At 69.6% G+C, this 17,718-nt stretch carries 18 protein-coding genes; 16 read left to right on the top strand and 2 right to left on the bottom strand.

Annotation, left to right across the window (positions count from 1 at the left end; translation table 11 throughout):
• The first annotated feature begins 57 nt into the window (after positions 1-57).
• The 6 genes from AB0I81_RS58400 to rfbD all read left to right on the top strand — a co-directional run bounded on the left by AB0I81_RS58400 (position 58) and on the right by rfbD (position 5,706).
• Positions 58-690, top strand: coding sequence for a GntR family transcriptional regulator (locus tag AB0I81_RS58400; protein WP_360678056.1), 633 nt, complete (start codon positions 58-60; stop codon positions 688-690).
• Positions 691-761: 71 nt separating this feature from the next.
• On the top strand, positions 762-1,112 hold the full coding sequence (locus tag AB0I81_RS58395) for a hypothetical protein (protein ID WP_360678054.1): 351 nt from the start codon (positions 762-764) through the stop codon (positions 1,110-1,112).
• A gap of 268 nt (positions 1,113-1,380) precedes the next feature.
• On the top strand, positions 1,381-2,835 hold the full coding sequence (locus AB0I81_RS58390) for a sugar transferase (protein WP_360678052.1): 1,455 nt from the start codon (positions 1,381-1,383) through the stop codon (positions 2,833-2,835).
• Positions 2,836-2,837: 2 nt separating this feature from the next.
• On the top strand, positions 2,838-3,905 hold the full coding sequence (locus tag AB0I81_RS58385; protein ID WP_360678050.1) for a glucose-1-phosphate thymidylyltransferase: 1,068 nt from the start codon (positions 2,838-2,840) through the stop codon (positions 3,903-3,905).
• Positions 3,905-4,828: a dTDP-glucose 4,6-dehydratase gene (rfbB, locus tag AB0I81_RS58380; protein ID WP_360678121.1), complete on the top strand. Its 924-nt coding sequence runs from the start codon at positions 3,905-3,907 to the stop codon at positions 4,826-4,828. The genes AB0I81_RS58385 and rfbB overlap by 1 nt, the downstream gene beginning before the upstream one ends.
• Positions 4,825-5,706 (top strand): dTDP-4-dehydrorhamnose reductase, encoded by an 882-nt coding sequence (gene rfbD / locus AB0I81_RS58375; protein ID WP_360678048.1) that lies wholly within the window; start codon positions 4,825-4,827, stop codon positions 5,704-5,706. The genes rfbB and rfbD overlap by 4 nt, the downstream gene beginning before the upstream one ends.
• Here the strand turns inward: rfbD and rfbC are convergent.
• Entirely contained in the window at positions 5,629-6,234 is a 606-nt protein-coding gene (rfbC, locus tag AB0I81_RS58370; RefSeq protein ID WP_360678046.1) for a dTDP-4-dehydrorhamnose 3,5-epimerase, read from the bottom strand. The genes rfbD and rfbC overlap by 78 nt on opposite strands.
• 176 nt (positions 6,235-6,410) lie before the next feature.
• Here rfbC and AB0I81_RS58365 point away from each other — a divergent pair, with 176 nt between their 5' ends.
• The 10 genes from AB0I81_RS58365 to AB0I81_RS58320 all read left to right on the top strand — a co-directional run bounded on the left by AB0I81_RS58365 (position 6,411) and on the right by AB0I81_RS58320 (position 16,706).
• The gene (locus AB0I81_RS58365) at positions 6,411-7,637 is read left to right on the top strand and encodes a class I SAM-dependent methyltransferase (protein WP_360678044.1); all 1,227 of its coding nucleotides are present in this window, start codon (positions 6,411-6,413) and stop codon (positions 7,635-7,637) included.
• A complete protein-coding gene (locus AB0I81_RS58360) occupies positions 7,634-8,407 on the top strand; it encodes a sugar phosphate nucleotidyltransferase (protein WP_360678042.1) in 774 nt (257 codons plus the stop codon). The genes AB0I81_RS58365 and AB0I81_RS58360 overlap by 4 nt, the downstream gene beginning before the upstream one ends.
• Positions 8,404-9,057 (top strand): PIG-L family deacetylase, encoded by a 654-nt coding sequence (locus AB0I81_RS58355; protein WP_360678040.1) that lies wholly within the window; start codon positions 8,404-8,406, stop codon positions 9,055-9,057. The genes AB0I81_RS58360 and AB0I81_RS58355 overlap by 4 nt, the downstream gene beginning before the upstream one ends.
• 6 nt (positions 9,058-9,063) lie before the next feature.
• The gene (locus tag AB0I81_RS58350; protein ID WP_360678038.1) at positions 9,064-10,083 is read left to right on the top strand and encodes an SDR family oxidoreductase; all 1,020 of its coding nucleotides are present in this window, start codon (positions 9,064-9,066) and stop codon (positions 10,081-10,083) included.
• Positions 10,080-11,342 carry a DUF4910 domain-containing protein gene (locus AB0I81_RS58345; RefSeq protein ID WP_360678036.1) on the top strand — a complete coding sequence of 421 codons (1,263 nt, stop codon included), beginning with the start codon at positions 10,080-10,082 and terminating at the stop codon, positions 11,340-11,342. Before AB0I81_RS58350 ends, AB0I81_RS58345 begins: the two co-directional genes overlap by 4 nt.
• Positions 11,342-12,295, top strand: coding sequence for a hypothetical protein (locus AB0I81_RS58340; protein WP_360678034.1), 954 nt, complete (start codon positions 11,342-11,344; stop codon positions 12,293-12,295). The genes AB0I81_RS58345 and AB0I81_RS58340 overlap by 1 nt, the downstream gene beginning before the upstream one ends.
• A 7-nt stretch (positions 12,296-12,302) precedes the next feature.
• The gene (locus AB0I81_RS58335; RefSeq protein ID WP_360678032.1) at positions 12,303-13,760 is read left to right on the top strand and encodes an oligosaccharide flippase family protein; all 1,458 of its coding nucleotides are present in this window, start codon (positions 12,303-12,305) and stop codon (positions 13,758-13,760) included.
• Positions 13,747-14,622, top strand: a complete 876-nt coding sequence (locus AB0I81_RS58330) for a glycosyltransferase family 2 protein (RefSeq protein ID WP_360678030.1) — start codon at positions 13,747-13,749, stop codon at positions 14,620-14,622. Before AB0I81_RS58335 ends, AB0I81_RS58330 begins: the two co-directional genes overlap by 14 nt.
• A gap of 8 nt (positions 14,623-14,630) precedes the next feature.
• A complete protein-coding gene (locus AB0I81_RS58325) occupies positions 14,631-15,713 on the top strand; it encodes a hypothetical protein (RefSeq protein ID WP_360678028.1) in 1,083 nt (360 codons plus the stop codon).
• 231 nt (positions 15,714-15,944) lie between these two features.
• Entirely contained in the window at positions 15,945-16,706 is a 762-nt protein-coding gene (locus tag AB0I81_RS58320) for a hypothetical protein (RefSeq protein ID WP_360678026.1), read from the top strand.
• On the opposite strand, the gene AB0I81_RS58315 is transcribed toward AB0I81_RS58320, so the two are convergent.
• Positions 16,707-17,630, bottom strand: a complete 924-nt coding sequence (locus AB0I81_RS58315) for a DUF6492 family protein (RefSeq protein WP_360678024.1) — start codon at positions 17,628-17,630, stop codon at positions 16,707-16,709. It abuts the gene before it with no gap.
• Positions 17,631-17,718 lie beyond the last annotated feature (88 nt).

Here is a 17,718-nt window from a genome sequence, read left to right as displayed (position 1 = left end):
GAAGGTCCGGATGATCGGCGCGTGGGGGAGGCCCGCGGGGGCGTTAGAGTCGCAGCCGTGACACAGCCGCTCAGACCAGTCTCCACCGTCGACGCGCTGGCCGACGCCCTGCGCCGCAGGGTGTTGTCCGGCGAGATCGAGCCGGGCACCCCGCTGCCCGAGAAGGAGATCGCCGCGGCGTACGGGGTGGCCAGGCCGACCGTGCGCGAGGCCCTGGCCGCACTGGTCCACGAGGGGCTGCTCAAGCGCGAGCGCAACCGCAGCGCCCATGTCCCCGAGGTGACGATCTCGGACCTGGACGATCTCATGTACGTCCGCAGGCCGCTGGAGGACCTGATGGCCAGGGCGCTGACGGGACGCAGGGTGCCGGCGGCGCAGGCGGCGCTGGAGCGCATGGACGGCCTGCCCGAGGACGCGCCCTGGTCGGACATCGTGGCCGAGCACATGACGCTGCACCAGGCGCTCATCGAGGCCGTCGGCAGCCCCAGGCTCGAACGCCTCTACGCCGCCCTGGCGGCCGAGACCAGGCTTGGGCTGGTGCGCCTGCGCGAGGTGTACGAGGACAGGGAGGTGCTGGTCGGCGAGCATCGCGCGCTGCTGGACGCGATCGCCGACGGCCGCCCGGAGGTGGCGCGGGCGGCGGTCGCCGCGCATCTCGACCACTCCTGGGGGCGCGAAACCGCTCACTGAGCGCCCGGCGGCCAGCGCCATTGTGCTCGAACTCTTGCGGGACGAGCCCGGGACTCGCAAGAATCGCGCCCATGCACGGCAATCCGATGCCGGACTCCTACGTGTACGTCACGGAAGAGGGCGTCACCCGTCACTACGCGGACGGGAGCGTCGAAGCCCTTGCCTGGGAGGACGTTGTCGAGGTCCGTGTGGTCGCGGAGCCCGGCGAAGACGTCCATTACATCCTGCTCGACCGCGATGGTGAGGGTTGCGTGGTGCCGCGCAACGCGACGGACGCCACCTTTCTCGCCCGCCTCCGCTATCTGCCCGACTTCGACCTGGATCGGCTCCACGTGGCGGCCGACTCGGCGCACCACGGCGTCGTGGTCGTCTGGCGCAGCCCCGATCCGCCCTCGGCGCTGCCCGACCTGGAATACGACTAGTTCACGGCAGCGAGTGTGACCTCGTGAAATGTCACGCGGTCCGCCTCAGGCCGGTATTTCGCCCGCTGCACTCTTGGACCGTTCCGTCAAGCCCCCGCCTCTCGCGACTTTCGTCCGAATGTGGACATTTGATGGTGTTTCCGTTCCCCGAATCGATCTTTACTCTTTAGTGGGGGCCGCCGCCCTTGATAATGCGTGGGTCCTGTCAACCCATGCGGCTCAAGAAACGTCAAGTCACTGCGGTGTCGGAGTCATCAGGGTGGTAGTTATGAGTGTGGGGACTAGGGGGTCCGCTGACGTGCTCCTGGAGGCCATGCCACGCCAGCAATCCAGTATCTGGACAAGAGCTTACTTACGGATTCTGTTACTCGGCGACACTCTCTGTGCGCTGTTCGCATGCGCCTGCGTGCTGGGAATCCGGTTGCTCTCCGGCGTGTACATTCCCTTCGACGAGTTCGCATTCGGTTTCGGGCTGGTGCTGTTCTGGCCGGCCGCGCTCGCGCTGGGCGGCGCCTACCGCCGGCGAGCCAACGGAGAGGGAACGGAGGAGTTCAAGGCCGTACTGAACGGCGGCATCGGACTGATGGCCACGGTGGCCATCGGCGCCTACGTGACACAGGCCGTCATCGCGCGCAGCTTCGTCATGGCGATGTTGCCGATGGCCCTGCTCGCGACGCTCTACTACCGCTATCGCATGCGCAAGCAACTGCACCGGCGCAGGGCCGTCGGTGAGTACATGCGCCAGGTCATCGCGGTGGGCCATCGGGACTCGATCCTCGATCTGGCCATGCAGCTACGTCGTCAGCCGTACCACGGCATGCAGGTGGTGGGAGCCTGCCTGCCGTCCGGCGATCGCGACGTCGACCTCGATGGAATCCCGGTGCTCGGCTCGTTCGCCGACGTGGCGCAGGTGGTCGCGTACGCGGGCGCCGACGCGGTGGCCGTGCTGGCCTGCCCGGAGCTGGACGGGGCGGCTCTGCGCAGGATGGCCTGGAGCCTGGAGACGAGCAGGACCGATCTGTTCGTCGCCCCGGCGCTGCTCGACGTGGCGGGCCCGCGCATCAGCATCACGCCGGTGGCCGGGATGCCGCTGATGCACGTGGAGCATCCGGAGTTCAACGGCACCAGGCAGTTCGTGAAGTCCGTCTTCGACCGCCTGGTCTCCGGCGTGGCGCTGGTGCTGCTGGCGCTGCCGCTGCTGGCGGTGGGCCTGCTGATCCGCCTCACCAGCAAGGGCCCCGCGCTGTTCCGCCAGACCAGAGTGGGTAAGGACGGCACAACCTTCAGTGTCTACAAATTTCGTACGATGGTGGTCGATGCGGAGCAGCTCAAGGCAAGCCTTCTTGAAGCCAACGAGTTCGACGGCGTTCTCTTCAAGATGAGGAACGATCCACGGATCACCCGCGTGGGCGTGTTCCTGCGCAAATACTCCGTGGATGAGCTCCCGCAGTTGCTCAACGTGGTCCGCGGGGAGATGTCGCTGGTCGGGCCCAGGCCACCGCTGCTGGAAGAGGTCGCCGCGTACGGCACCGACGTGCGCCGCCGCCTGGTGGTCAAGCCGGGCATGACCGGTCTCTGGCAGGTCAGCGGCCGTTCCAACCTGACCTGGGACGAGTCCGTACGGCTCGACCTGCGGTACGTGGAGAACTGGTCGCTCATCCTCGACCTGCAGATCCTGTGGAAGACCTGGTCCGTCGTCACTCGTGGAGAAGGGGCTTACTAGCAGTGAAAGCACTCGTGCTCGCCGGGGGGTCGGGCACACGGCTACGGCCCATCACCCACACCTCGGCCAAACAACTGGTGCCCGTCGCGAACAAACCCGTGTTGTTCTACGGCCTGGAGGCCATCGCGCAGACCGGCGTCAGAGAGGTCGGCCTGGTGGTCGGCGACACCCACGCGGAGATCGAGGCGGCGGTCGGCGACGGCTCCGCCTTCGGGCTGGAGGTCACCTACCTGCGCCAGGAGGCGCCACTCGGCCTGGCGCACGGCGTGCTGATCGCGCGGGACTTCCTGGGCGACGACGACTTCGTCATGTACCTCGGCGACAACTTCATCGTCGGCGGCATCAACGAGCTGGTGGACAGGTTCAACACCCGGCGGCCGGCCGCGCAGATCCTGCTCACCGAGGTCAGCGACCCCAAGCAGTTCGGGGTGGCCGAACTCGACGCGCAGGGCCGGGTGATCGGCCTGGAGGAGAAGCCGGAACGTCCCAAGAGCGATCTGGCCCTGGTCGGCGTCTACCTGTTCAGCCCGGCCGTGCACCGGGCGGTCGCGGAGCTCAAGCCGTCGTGGCGGGGCGAGCTGGAGATCACCGACGCCATCCAGTGGCTGATCGAGGAGGGGCTGGACGTCGACTCCTCGGTCATCTCCGGCTACTGGAAGGACACCGGAAACGTCACCGACATGCTGGAGGTCAACAGGCTGGTGCTCGAATCGCTCGAACCCCGGGTCGAGGGCCTGGTGGACGAGGCCAGCGAGCTGGTCGGCCGGGTGGTGGTCGAGCCGGGGGCCTCGGTCGAGCGCTCCCGCGTGGTCGGCCCGGTGATCCTCGGCGCGGGCACGCGCATCCGGGACAGCTACGTCGGCCCGTTCACCTCCGTCGGCGCGGACTGCCTGGTCAGCGACAGCGAGCTGGACTATTCGATAGTGCTCCAGGGCACCTCCATCGTGGGGGTCGGCAGGATCGAGTCCTCGCTGATCGGCCACCACGTCGAGGTGACCGCCTCGGTCAACACACCCAAAGCCCACCGTCTCGTGCTGGGCGACCACAGCAAGGTGCGGATCGGTACATGATGCGGATTCTGGTGACGGGCGGAGCGGGATTCATCGGATCCCACTTCGTCCAAGGACTGCGTGACGCGGACGTGACGGTGCTGGACAAGCTCACGTACGCGGGCAACCCGGCGAACCTCGACGGGGTGCCGCACACGTTCACGCAAGGAGACATATGCGACGCCGAGCTGCTCGGCCGGATCGTTCCCGGACACGACCTGGTGGTCAACTTCGCCGCCGAGTCGCACGTGGACCGGTCGATCGAGGGCGCGGCCGAGTTCGTGCGCACCAACGTGCTCGGCACGCAGACGTTGTTGCAGGCGTGCCTGGAAGCGGGGGTGCCCAAGGTCGTGCACGTCTCGACCGACGAGGTCTACGGCTCGATCGACGAGGGCTCATGGGATGAGTCCGCGCCGCTGCGGCCGCGTTCGCCGTACGCGGCCTCGAAGGCGGGCGGCGACCTGATCGCCGAGGCCTACGCCGTCACCCACGGGCTGAACGTCTCCATCACCCGGTGCGGCAACAACTACGGTCCCCGGCAGTACCCGGAGAAGGTTATCCCGCTGTTCGTGACGAACCTGTTGCGCGGCTGGAAGGTGCCGCTCTACGGCGACGGCGGGAACGTCCGCGACTGGATCCACGTCGAGGACCACTGCGCGGCGATCCGCCTGGTCGCGGAGAAGGGCGGGCCCGGCGAGGTGTACCACATTGCCGGCACGGCCGAACTGACCAACAGGGAGCTGACCGCCCGCCTGCTCGAAGCCTGCGGTCGTGACTGGGACCTGGTCGAGCCGGTGGCCGACCGCAAGGGGCACGACCGCCGCTACTCCCTCGACGACCGCAAGCTGCGCGCGCTCGGTTACCGGCCGCGGGTCTCCTTCGAGCAGGGGCTCAAGGAGACCGTCCGGTGGTACGCCGAGCACCGGGACTGGTGGTCACGATGACGAGATGGCTGGTGACGGGCGCGGGCGGCATGCTCGGTCAGGACCTGACGCGGTTGTTGCGGACCATGCCGCAGACCCGGGTGCACGCGCTGACCAGGGCGGAGCTCGACCTGTGCGACGCGGCGGCGGTGGCCGCGGCGGTGCGTGTGCTGGAGCCGGACGTGGTGGTCAACTGCGCGGCCTGGACGGACGTGGACGGCGCAGAGTCGGACGAGGCCGCGGCCATGGCGGTCAACGGCACGGCCGTGGACGTGCTGGCAAGGGAGAGCGCGCGGGCGGGCGCGCGGTTGTTGCAGCTGTCCACGGACTACGTCTTCGACGGCGGCGCGCGCACACCGTACCCGCGGGACGCTCCGACCTCGCCGCTGAACGCCTACGGCAGGGCCAAGCTGGTGGGGGAGCACGCGGCGCTCGAACACGGCCACTACGTGTTGCGCACGGAGTGGCTGTACGGCGCGCAGGGCCGCAGCTTCCCCAGGACGATGACCAGGCTGGCGGCGGCGGGTACGCCGGTGCGGGTGGTCGACGACCAGGTCGGCCAGCCCACCTGGACCGTCGACCTGGCCGAGCGTCTCATCCTGCTGGGCACGGGCCAGGCCCCGCCCGGGATCTACCACGCGACGAACGCGGGCCAGACCAGCTGGTACGGCTTCGCCAGGCGCATATTCGTCCTGCTCGGCGCCGATCCCGACCTGGTGGAGCCGGTCACCACGGCCGAATTCCCCCGGCCGGCGGCCCGCCCCGCCTACAGCGTGCTGGACCAGGACGCGCTGCCGCCGATGCGTGAATGGGATCTGGCGCTACTGGAGGCCTGGCCGCACCTGCTGTCCGGCTGGGGAGCCGTAGTGGGCCAGACAGTCGGCGTAGGAAGGCAGTAGACCTTGTTCGGCTGCTTCCGCGAGCGTGGGCGCCGCGGCGTCCTTCTCGGACAGGACAGGCTCGATGCCCGACGGCCACGCGATGCCCAGGGCCGGGTCGAGCGGGTGGACGCCGTGCTCGCGGCCCGGCGCGTACGGCGTGGAGCAGAGGTAGACGACCGTGGCCGACTCGCTCATCGCGAAGAACGCGTGGCCCAGGCCCTCGGCGAGGAAGACCGCCCGGCGCCGCTGATCGTCGAGTTCGACGGCCACGGAGCGGCCGAAGGTGGGGGAGCCGGTGCGCACGTCCACGATGACGTCGAGCACGCTGCCGGACACGCAGGTCACGTACTTGGCCTGGCCGGGTGGCACGTCGCTGAAGTGCACCCCGCGCAGGGTGCCTCTGACGGAGATCGAGCAGTTGGCCTGGGCCACCTCCAGGGGGCGGTCGAGCCCGTCTTTCTTGAACCATTCCAGGAAGGCCCCGCGGTGGTCGCCGTGGATACGGGGGCTGAAGAGCCAAGCACCGTCGAGGTCAAGGGGATCCATGATCCGGATCATGACATAGCCGGAACGTTCCCGGCCAGAGTCTGTAACGCACGGGACAGAAGCCGCGAAATGTCTGCCGGTGGCACTACGGGGACGGCGGGTTGGACCGCGCCAGGAACAACCACGTAAATCCAATAATGGGGAGAAATCATGACTTGTGATCGAGGTCGGTGCCGGTGAAGGGCTGCCGGTTATGCGGATCCAGCGACCTGGCCAGTGTGGTCGATCTCGGCGCCACGCCACCGTGTGAGCTGTTCCTCACCGAGGAGCAGCTCGACGAACCAGAACTCACCTATCCCCTGCACCTTCAGATCTGCACGAGCTGCTATCTCGCCCAGATCCCTCCGCTGATCCGGCCCGAGGACACGTTCACGGAGTACGCCTACTTCTCCTCGTACTCGACCTCCTGGGTCGAACACGCGCGTCAGTTCGCCGACGCCGCGCTCGACCGCCTGGCCCCCGAGTTCGTCGTCGAGGTGGCCAGCAACGACGGTTACCTGCTCCAGCACGTCGTCGCCCGTGGCGTGCGCTGCCTGGGCGTCGAGCCGTCCGCGAACGTGGGCCAGGCCGCCAGGGACAGGGGCGTGCCCACCCGCACCGCGTTCCTCGACCCGGAGACGGGGGCGGCGATCAGGGCCGAGCACGGCCCGGCCGGCCTGGTCGTGGCCAACAACGTCTACGCGCACATCCCGGACATCGTCGGCTTCACCAAGGGGCTGCGCGCGCTGGTCGCCGACGACGGCTGGGTCTCCATCGAGGTGCAGCACCTGCTCACGCTCATGGAGCTGAACCAGTACGACACGATCTACCACGAGCACTTCCAGTACTACACGGTCGCCTCGGCCATGCGGGCGCTGGCCTCGGGCGGGCTGGCGCTGGCGGACGTGGAGCTGCTGCCGACGCACGGGGGCTCCATCCGCCTGTGGGCCAGGCCGGTGGAGGCAGTGGAGGCAGCGACCGAGCCGAGCGGCCGGGTGGCCGAGGTGCTGGACAGGGAGAAGAACGCGGGGCTGGCGGAGCTCAGCGGGTACGCCGAGTTCGGCGAGCGGGTGGCCAAGGTCCGCCGCGACCTGCTGCGCTTCCTCATCGACGCGGCCGACGCCGGCAAGACGGTGGTCGGCTACGGGGCGCCGGGCAAGGGCAACACGCTGCTCAACCACTGTGGCATCCGGTCCGACCTGCTCGCCTACACCGTGGACCGCAACCCGTACAAGCACGGCAGATTCACTCCGGGGACCCGCATCCCCGTGCTGCCGCCGAGCAAGATCGCCGAGGATCGGCCCGACTACGTGCTGGTCCTGCCGTGGAACCTGCGCGAGGAGCTCATCGAGCAGCTCTCGTACGTCCGTGAGTGGGGCGGCCGGCTGGTCTTCCCCATCCCGTCCCTGGAGGTCGCACCATGAAGGTCGTGCTCTTCTGCGGCGGTTTCGGCACCCGCATGCGCAGCGGAACGCCGGGCGAGGTCCCCAAGCCGATGCAGCTCGTCGGTCCGCGCCCGCTCATCTGGCACGTGATGCGCTACTACGCGCACTTCGGGCACAAGGACTTCGTGCTCTGTCTCGGGTACGGCGCCCAGCACATCACCGAGTTCTTCCTCAACTACCAGGAGACCGTCTCCAACGACTTCGTGCTGCGCAAGGGCGAGGTCGAGATGCTCTCGCAGGACACCTCCGACTGGTCGATCTCCTTCGTGCAGACCGGCATCCGCTCGCCCATCGGTGAGCGGTTGCGCAGGGTTCGCTCGTACCTGGAGGGCGAGGAGATGTTCCTGGCCAACTACGCCGACGTGCTCTCGGACGCGCCGCTGCCCGACATCATCGACCGGTTCGAGCGGACGGACGCGGGGGCGTCCATGATGGTGGTGCCGCCGCCCGGCACCTTCCACTGCATCGACGTCACCGACGACGGGCTGGCGCGTGCCATCAGCCCGGTCAGCGAGATGCCGCTCTGGGTCAACGGCGGCTACTTCGTGTTGCGGCAGGAGGTCTTCGACCACCTGCCGGAGAACGGTGACCTGGTCGGCGACGCCTGCGTGGAGCTGTCCAAACGCGGCCGGCTGATGGCCTACCGGCATCGCGGCTACTGGCGGCCGACCGACACCGTCAACCAGCGCATCGAACTGGACGACGCTTATTCGCGGGGTGACCGGCCATGGGCGTTGTGGGAGACATGATCGGACTTATCCCGACTCGGTTGGGTTCGGTGGTCGCCCTGGGCGCGCACTGCGACGACCTGGCCATCGGGGCCGGCGGCACGCTGCTCACGCTCTGCGCCGCCCGTCCCGGAGTGCGGATCGACGCGCTCGTGTTGTCGGGCGGCGGTACGGAGCGCGAGGAGGAGGAGCACGCGGCGCTGGCCGCCTTCTGCCCCGGCGCCGACCTGCGGCTCAACGTGCTCAAGCTGCCCGACGGCCGCCTGCCGGCGCACTGGCAGGAGGCCAAGGAGGCGGTGGAGGAGCTGCGCGCCGGCACCGAGCCCCAGCTCATCCTCGCCCCGCGGCGCGGCGACGCCCACCAGGACCACCGCGGCCTGGCCGAACTCGTGCCCACGGCCTTCCGCGACCACCTGACGCTCGGCTACGAGATCGTCAAATGGGACGGCGACCTCGGCCGCCCCAACGTCTACCAGCCGCTGCGGCCCGAGGTGGCGCAGGAGAAGGTCACCCTGCTCCAGCGCCACTACCCCTCGCAGCGGCACCGCCCCTGGTACGACCGGGAGGCGTTCCTCGGCCTGGCCCGCATCCGCGGCATCGAGTGCGGCGCCAGGTACGCCGAGGCCTTCCACAGCGGCAAACTCATCCTCGACCTCGCAGCTGGAGGCTAGCCCGACATGCGTGTACTCCTGACCGGACACCAGGGCTACCTGGGCACCGTCATGGCTCCCGTACTGGCCGCGGCCGGGCACGAGGTGACCGGCCTCGACTCGGGCCTGTTCGCCGAGTGCGTGCTGGGCCCGCCGCCACCCGACCCCGAAGGGCTGCGCCTGGACCTGCGCGACGTGCCCGCCGAGGCGCTGAACGGCTTCGACGCGGTGATCCACCTGGCCGCGCTGTCGAACGACCCGCTGGGCTCGCTGGCGCCCGAGCTGACCTACGACATCAACTACCACGCCTCCGTACGGCTGGCCCGGCTGGCGAAGGACGCGGGGGTGCGGCGCTTCCTGTACGCCTCCACCTGCTCGGTCTACGGTGCCTCCGGCGGCGACGACCTGCTCGACGAGGACGCCCCGCTGCGCCCCGTCACCCCCTACGCCGAGTCGAAGGTACGCGTCGAGGACGAGCTGTCCGAGCTGGCCGACGCCGACTTCACTCCGGTCTTCCTGCGCAACGCGACCGCCTTCGGGTTCTCGCCCCGGCTGCGGGCCGACATCGTGCTCAACAACCTCGTCGGGCACGCCCACCTGACCGGCCAGGTCAAGGTGCTCTCCGACGGCACCCCGTGGCGGCCGCTGGTGCACGCGGCGGACATCGCCGACGCCTTCCTGGCCACGCTGACCGCGCCGCGCGAGGCCGTGCACGCCAAGGCGTTCAACGTGGGCGGCGAGCAGAACAACCTGCGGGTCTCCGAGATCGCCGAGCACGTCGTGGAGGCGGTGCCGGGCTCGGAGCTGGTGGTCACCGGCGAGACCGGCGCGGACCCGCGCTCCTACCGGGTCTCCTTCGAGCGGATCCGCGCGGCGCTGCCCGGGTTCCAGGCCAGGTGGACGGTGAAGGCCGGCGCGGTCGAGCTGGCCGCGGCCTACCGGAGCCACGGCCTGACCGACGCGGACTTCCGGCGGCGGTTCACCAGGCTGGCCTGGCTGGCCGGTCGTCAGGAGGCCGGAACGGTGAGTGAGGATCTGCGCACGTGACAGGGCCCGAGATGCACGCCCTGGTCGAGCGGCTCTACCCGCTGTGCCGCTCGATCACCGGGGACGGCGTGCGCGCGACGCTGGACATCGTCGGCGAGCACCTGGACTTACAGGTGCACGAGGTGCCGACCGGGACCGAGGTGCTCGACTGGACGGTGCCCAGGGAGTGGAACGTCCGCGACGCCTACATCAAGGATCCCTCCGGGCGGCGGGTGGTGGACTTCCGGCGCTCGAACCTGCACGTGGTGGGTTACAGCGTGCCGGTGTCGGCGACCATGAGCCTCGCGGAGCTGCGTCCCCATCTGCACACGCTGCCGGAGCAGCCGGAGCTGGTGCCGTACCGGACCTCGTACTACGCCGAGACCTGGGGGTTCTGCCTCAGCCAGGACACGCTCGACGGGATGGGCGACGGGCCGTACGAGGTGGTGATCGACTCGACGCTGGCCGACGGGCACCTGACCTACGCCGAGCACGTCGTGCCGGGGACCAGCGAGGACGAGGTGATGATCTCCTGCCACGTCTGCCATCCGTCGCTGGCCAACGACAACCTGGCCGGGATCGCGGTGGCCGTGGCGCTGGCCAAGAGCCTGGATCAGCCGCGGCACACCTACCGGTTCCTGTTCGCGCCCGGCACGATCGGGGCGATCACCTGGCTGGCGCGCAACCGGGAGCGGGTCGGGCGGGTCAAGCACGGGCTCACTCTCGCCTGCGCGGGCGATCCCGGGCGGCTCACGTACAAGCGCAGCCGGCGGGGCGAGGCGGTGATCGACCGGGCGGTCACGCACGTGCTCGGGGACCGGCCGCACCACGTGCTGCCCTTCTCGCCCTACGGGTATGACGAGCGGCAGTTCTGCTCGCCGGGGTTCAACCTGCCGTTCGGCAGCCTGACCAGGACCCCGTACGCCGGATATCCGGAATATCACACCTCGGGGGACAACCCGGAGTTCGTCTCCCCGTCCGCCCTGGCCGACACGCTGGAGGTGCTCCGGCAGGTCGCCGGTGTGCTGGACGGGGAGCGTACCTATCTCAATCTCAGCCCGTACGGGGAGCCGCAGCTGGGCAGGCGCGGACTCTACGGATCGCTCGGCGGGCGCAGTGACACGAAACAGGCGCAAATGGCGATGTTATGGGTGCTCAACCTGTCCGACGGGGAGCACAGCCTGCTCGACATCGCCCAGCGCTCGGATCTGCCGTTCGCCGCGCTGCGGGAGGCGGCCACGGCACTGCTGGCGGCCGGACTGGTCAAGGAGACTGCGTGATGAACTTCAAGGTCGGGGACCTTGTGGAAGTGCGGGGCGAGGCCGAGATCCTGGCCACGCTGGACGAGCGGGGCGAGCTCGACGGGCTGCCGTTCATGCCGGAGATGCTCCTGTACTGCGGTAAGCGCCTGACCGTGCACAAGGTGGCGCACAAGTTGTGCGACACCCAGACCCGCACGGGCCTGCGCAGGATGGAGCGCGCCGTGCACCTGGCCGCCGCCCGCTGCGACGGCTCCGCGCACGGCGGTTGCCAGACCGCCTGCTCCATGTACTGGAAGGAAGCCTGGATCAAACCCGTGACGGACGAGCCCACGACGTCCCCGCAGGACTCGCGGCTGCTGCCGCTCCTGGAGATCAACACCCGCAAGCCGGCCGCCGAGGACGGCGGGGAGCGCTTCTCCTGCCAGGCCACCGAGCTGCTGCGGGCCGCGCCGACGTGCCTGCCGTTCAAGAAGGTCGACCAGTACGTCACCGACGTGCGCTCGGGCAACGTGGGCGTGGGCAGGACCCTGCAGGGCATCGCCATCGGAACCTTCAACCGGGCTCAGCACCTGGCCAGGCGCGTGTTGCCGCGGCGGTTGTGGCTCAAGGACGGCCTGCCGTGGGGATTCCTCAAGGGCCGCCTGACCGGGAAGACCCCCGCCCAGACCCTCGACCTGCAGCCGGGCGAGCTGGTGCGGGTCAAGTCCAAGGAGGAGATCCTCCAGACGCTCAACGGCGACATGCTCAACCGCGGCATGGGCTTCGAGCAGGAGATGGCGCGCTACTGCGGGAAGACGGCGCGGGTGCAGGCCAGGGTCGAGCGCTGCCTGGATGAGAAGACCGGCGAGCTGCTGACCATGAAGACGCCGTGCATCGTGCTGGAGGAGGTCGTCTGCGTGGGGGTGCACAGCCTCAACTGCCCGCGCGAGTTCGTGCCTTTCTGGCGGGAGATCTGGCTGGAACGGGTCTGAACCGGCCGTGACTGACGACAGGGTCGAATCCATCGGCCGCAAGGCCGGCAGCGGGCTGCGCTGGAGCCTGCTCGGGAACACCGTGACCAAGGCGGCCTCCTTCGTCATGAGCCTGGTGCTCGCGCGGCTGCTGGCGACCGAGGACTTCGGCATCTACGCGGTCGCCCTGGCCGCGACGCAGTTCGTCATGGTCGTCAAGGACGCGGGCATCATGGCCGCCGTCATCCAGTGGCGGGGCAGGATCGAGGAGATCGCGCCCACCGCCACGGTGCTCGCGTTCCTCTTCGCCACCGGCCTGTACGGGCTCTTCTGGGCCGGCGCGCCCTACTTCTCCGCCCTGGCGGGCAGCGAGCAGGCGACCGGGGTGGTGCGGCTGCTCACGGCCGTCATCCTGGTCGAGGCCGTGACCGCGGTGCGCAGCGCCGCCCTGATGCGCGAGTTCGCCCAGGAGAGGCTGGCGATCGCCAACCTGGCGGGCTTCGCCGTCAACGCCACCCTGGCCGTCGCGCTGGCCGCGGGCGGCGCGGGCGCCTACAGCTTCGCATGGGGCCAGCTCAGCGGTTCCGTCGCCACGGGACTCATCATCCTCTTCCTGGCCAGGATGCCCTTCGAGGTCGGCTTCGACCGGGCGATCGCCGCCCGGCTGCTGCGCTTCGGCCTGCCGTCCGCGGTCGGCTTCGGGCTGGAGGCCGCGCTGATGAACTCCAGCTTCGTCGTCGTGGGCGCGATACTCGGCGAGCAGCAGCTCGGCTACTACCTGCTGGCCTTCAACGTCTCCAGCTGGGTGCCCGGGATGATCGGGACGGCGCTGCGCTACGTCTCCCTGCCCGGCTTCTCGCGGCTGGCCGAGGACGACGACTCGTTGTCGGAGGGCGTACGCAGGACCGTGCCGCTGCTGGTGACCTTCGTGATGCCGGTGGCGCTGGTCATGGCCACACTCGCGCATCCGCTCATCACCTTCCTGTACGAGGCCCGATGGGACCCGGCGGCGGGCGTGCTGCGCTGGCTGGCGGTGCTCATGGTCGTCCGCATGATCACGTCCTACCTGGTCACGGACATCCTCATCTCGACCGGCGCGACCAAGAGCACGGTCTGGCTCAACCTCGGCTGGGCGGTCGCGCTGCTGCCCGCGCTGATCGCGGGGGCTCAGCTCGGCGGCATCAACGGCGCGGCCATGGGGCACGCCGCCGTGGCCGTGCTCGTCGCGCTGCCGCTGGGCGTGCTGCTGCTGCGCCGGCAGGGCGTACGGCTGCGGCCGGTCCTGCCCGGGCTCGTGCGGCCCGCGCTGGCGACGCTGGTCACCGGCCTGTACATGGTGCTGCTCACCGGCGTGTTCGAGGCGGCCGCGCTGCTCGAACTCCTCCTCGTGGGCGGTTCTGGACTGCTCGTGTTCGCGCTGCTGGCCACGCCGCCCGCGGTGCTGGGCCGGCTGATACGACGAGGGAGAGCCCATGTCCGATCCTGAGCTGGTCTCGATCGCCCTGCCCGTACGCAACGGCGCCGGGCGGCTGGAACCCGTGGTCAGGTCGGTGCTCGCGCAGGACCATGAGCACCTCGAACTCGTCATCTCCGACAACGCCTCCACCGACGCCACCGAGGAGTTGTGCAGGGACCTGGCGGCGGGCGACCGCAGGATCGTCTACCACCGGCACCCGCGCAACGTGGGCCTGCTGAACAACTTCATGCACGCCGCCCGCATCTCCCACGGCGCGTTCGTACGCTGGATCGGCGACGACGACCGGCTGGAACCGGCCTGCCTCTCGCGCGCCCTGGCGGCCTTCGCGGCCGACGAGCGGCTCATCCTGGTCACCACGCAGGTCGCCTACACCGGCCCTGACGGGGTGACCAGGACCGCCGCCTACGACGGCACGGGGCTGGGCTCGGACCAGGCGATGGTCCGGTTCCGCGAGTGGCTGCGGCTGCTCAACGAGAGCCCGCTGCTGATGGACCCGCTCTACGGGCTGCTGCGGCGCGCCCCCGCGACCGAGATCCCGCGCAGGAACATGTTGCGCGAGGACGAGACCTTCGCGGCCAAGCTGGCGCTGGCCGGGCCGTGGGGGCACGTGCCCGAGGTGCTGGCGCACCGCAACACGCGCGTCGAGCGCATCGCGAACGTGGCGCGCAGGCTCGACGTGCCGACCTGGCAGTCCCACCTGTCCAACACCCTGCAACTGCGCGAGTTGTTGCGCTGGGTGGGCGACGCGGAGCTGGCCCCTGTCCAGCGCCGCCGGGCGCGGGCGGCCCTGGTGCGCATGTACGCACGCAGGCAGCGCCGTACGGTGGCGCACCGCGGCAGGAAACTCTGGTCCATGCTGCGTCTCGTGTAACGAGTCTGATGAACAGCACGATTTCCTATTTGTGCCGGTACAACGCTGACGGGCGGACCACAGTGCGCTTCTGGAAGACTTTCCTCGGTCTGGCCAGGAACAAGCTCGTCGGACCTCCGATCGTCCTGGCGGCGATCGTGCTCGCCCTCGCGGGATATCTCCTGGTCCCCACGCGTTACCTCGCCACGGCGTCCATGGTGCTCACCATCTCCGCCACCGGCGGGACGCTGGAGAAGGGGCCGGCGCCGGAGCCCGGCCTGACCAACCCGCTGCTGCAGTTCAGCGACGCGCTGCGGACCACGGCGGGCATCCTGATCCTGGCCACGAACAACGAGCGGGTGGCCGCCGAACTGGGTGCGGCCGAGGGCGGGCCGACCAAGCTGCTCATCAACGACGGGCGTACCGACCCCGACCTGCTGAGCGTCGGTGGCACGGGGCCGTTCATCCACATTGAGGTGGAGGGCACGTCCAAGGGCGCGGTGCGGGACGTGCTGGCCAAGGCGCAGAGCCGGGTGCGGACGGAGCTGAAGAACTGGCAGACGTCGCTGGGCGCGCCGCCCATCACCCACATGGGCATGCTCGACGTACGGCCCGCCGCCGAGCCCCAGGCCGTCGTGGAGGACAAGCTGACGGCGGCGGCGGGCGGCGGGGTGCTCGGCTTGGTGGGCGGGTTCGCGGTGGCCTACGCGATACCACGGCTGCGTCCGGCCAGCCGGCCCGATGACGAACCGGAGCCGCAGCCGCAGCCGCAGCCGGAGCCGGTGGCGGTGGCGGTGGCAGCGGAGAGCGCGGCCGAGCCGGAGCCCGTCTTCGACGCCGATCCCGATCCCATGGCGGGCACGCTCGTCAGGTTCGGGTTCGGGCCCGTGCGTCCGCCGCAGGAAGCGAAAGAGGCCGTGGGCAACGGCTCCAGGTCGCGACTCGGCGCCCTCTCGGAGCTCCCTCGCGACCCCGCCCCCGACCCGGCCTCCAGGCCGGATGAGACGGACACTCAGACCTTCCCTGTGGTCAAGCACGAGGAGCCGGATGAGACCGACACTCAAACCTTCCCGGTGGCCAAGCCGGATGAACCGGACGGCGAACAACAGTAGACAGGCGAGTGTTCCTTGTCCGGGAGCGCTATGGAACGTTCCTGAGCGGAGTGATTCGTAACATTTGGCCTTCTCTGCACGATAATCCTGCTGTATCGCAGCAGGCCGCGATGAGCCCGTACTAACGGGGGGTTGGTCGGGATAATGGTTTTTTGGAACGATTTGCTGGGCCTCCTCCGCCGGAGGACCGTCGCACTTCCGATCCTCGCTCTCGGCCTCGTCCTCGCACTGGTGGGTTTCCTGATCGGCCCGGCGAGCTACAAGACCGAATCGTCGCTGATCCTGACCCCGCCGCCGAGCGGCGGCACCCTGTCGATGGACCCGGCCAGGCCGGTCGGCGAGACCAATCCGCTGCTGCAGTACAACAACGGGCTGCGCACCGTGGCCGGCATCCTGGTCGTCGCGCTCAACGGCAAGGAGGAGTTGCGGAGGCTGGGCATCGAGGAGGGCGGCCCGACCACGATCGTGATCGACGACGGGCGCTCCAACTCCGATCTGCTCGGTGTCGTGACGCTCGGACCGTTCCTGCACGTCGCGGTCGAGAGCGACTCGCCGGACACCGCCAAGCAGGTGCTGGAGCGGGCGCATCTGCGCCTGCGCGAGCGGCTGACCGCCTACCAGGCCACGCTCGGCGCGCCGCAGAACACGCTCATCGCCCTCAGTACGGTGGTGGTGCTGCCGCCCAAGTACGACGGCGGTGCGAAGATCCAGTACGCGATGGGGGCGCTGGTCGCCACGCTGCTCCTCGGCTTCGCCGGGGCGTACGCGGTGCTGGTGCGCGGTCTCTTCCGCCGCCGCCCCGGCCGCCCGTCGCCGGACGGTCAGGAAGAGCCCGCACACCCGCCCGTGGAGGGGGGATCGCTCAACGGCCAGATCCCCGCGGGCACCCCGCTGGTCAGGACCGGCGCAGAGCCGGAGGCCGAGGAGCTGGTCCGCGTCACGAACGACTCCTGGCCCGCGATCCCGTCCGAGGACCGGCGCGAAGACGAGTGATCAGGAGGTCTGGGCGGCCACCTCGATCCCGTGCCGGATGGCCGCCTGCCGTACCTCGGGCGGCGTGCCCGACTTGGAGGAGATCATCATCCCGACCGCCTCCCGTCCCAGCTTTCCGGCGAACTCCAGCGCGGTGTGCAGGTCCATCGGCGACTCGTCGGGGGTCTTGTGGCAGACCGAGGTGTCGGAGGGCGGCCGGCCGTCCGTGGCGCTCAGCACCTCGTCCACGAAGACGCCGTACAACATGAACTCCGAGATGTGCAGCCGCGCGCCGAACGCCTCGATCCAGTGCCGCCCGGTGGTCTCCCTGAGCCTGTCCTGCAGCTTGTGTACGGTGGCGGGCTGCCAGAAGGTCAGCGGGCTCATGTAGTCGGGCAGCGGCGGCTGCGGCGGCGGCGGGAGTTTGAGCAGGTCGCGGGCCACCTGGTGCCACAACACGTGCCGGGGCATCTGCGCGTGCACGCCGCCCTCCAGGCGGTGCAGCAACATCCGGCCGTCGATCAGCGCCCGCGCGGCGGTGACCGGCCGGACGAGCACCACGTCGGAGTCGGCCACCAGCACCACGTCGGTGTCCATGGCCGCGGTGGCGGCGATCTTGATGATCTGCTGCATCACCCAGCCGCGCACCGGCGGCCACGGCCGGCGCACGTTGATCCACAGACCTCTGCCGGGCACCTTGACGTAACGCCTGGGCAGCAGCTCCTCGACCGTCCAGACCCGGCAGCGCGGCCCGGCGTACGGCGCGAACAACCTCCGGTCGGGACGCGGCACGACCACGTGGTGCACCGTGTCAGAGGAGGTGAATTCGAGCACCGAGCGGTGCAGGTCACCGAAGTGTTCGGCGTCAGGACCGTAGCTGGGGGTCACGACGGCCAGCGTCTTCATCGCCGGCCGCCCGGCACGCAGCACTCTTCCACGGCTCACCTTTCGCGGATGGCTCTGTCGGCCCACCTTTCATCGACGCCGGACTTTGGCACGTTACAGATTTCGGGTAACACCTCCCACCTTGGCG

Source organism: Nonomuraea sp. NPDC050404 (genome assembly GCF_040655495.1).
GTDB lineage: Bacteria > Actinomycetota > Actinomycetes > Streptosporangiales > Streptosporangiaceae > Nonomuraea.
Note: the sequence above shows the minus strand (reverse complement) of the source record. Positions and strands in the feature narration are given on the sequence as shown.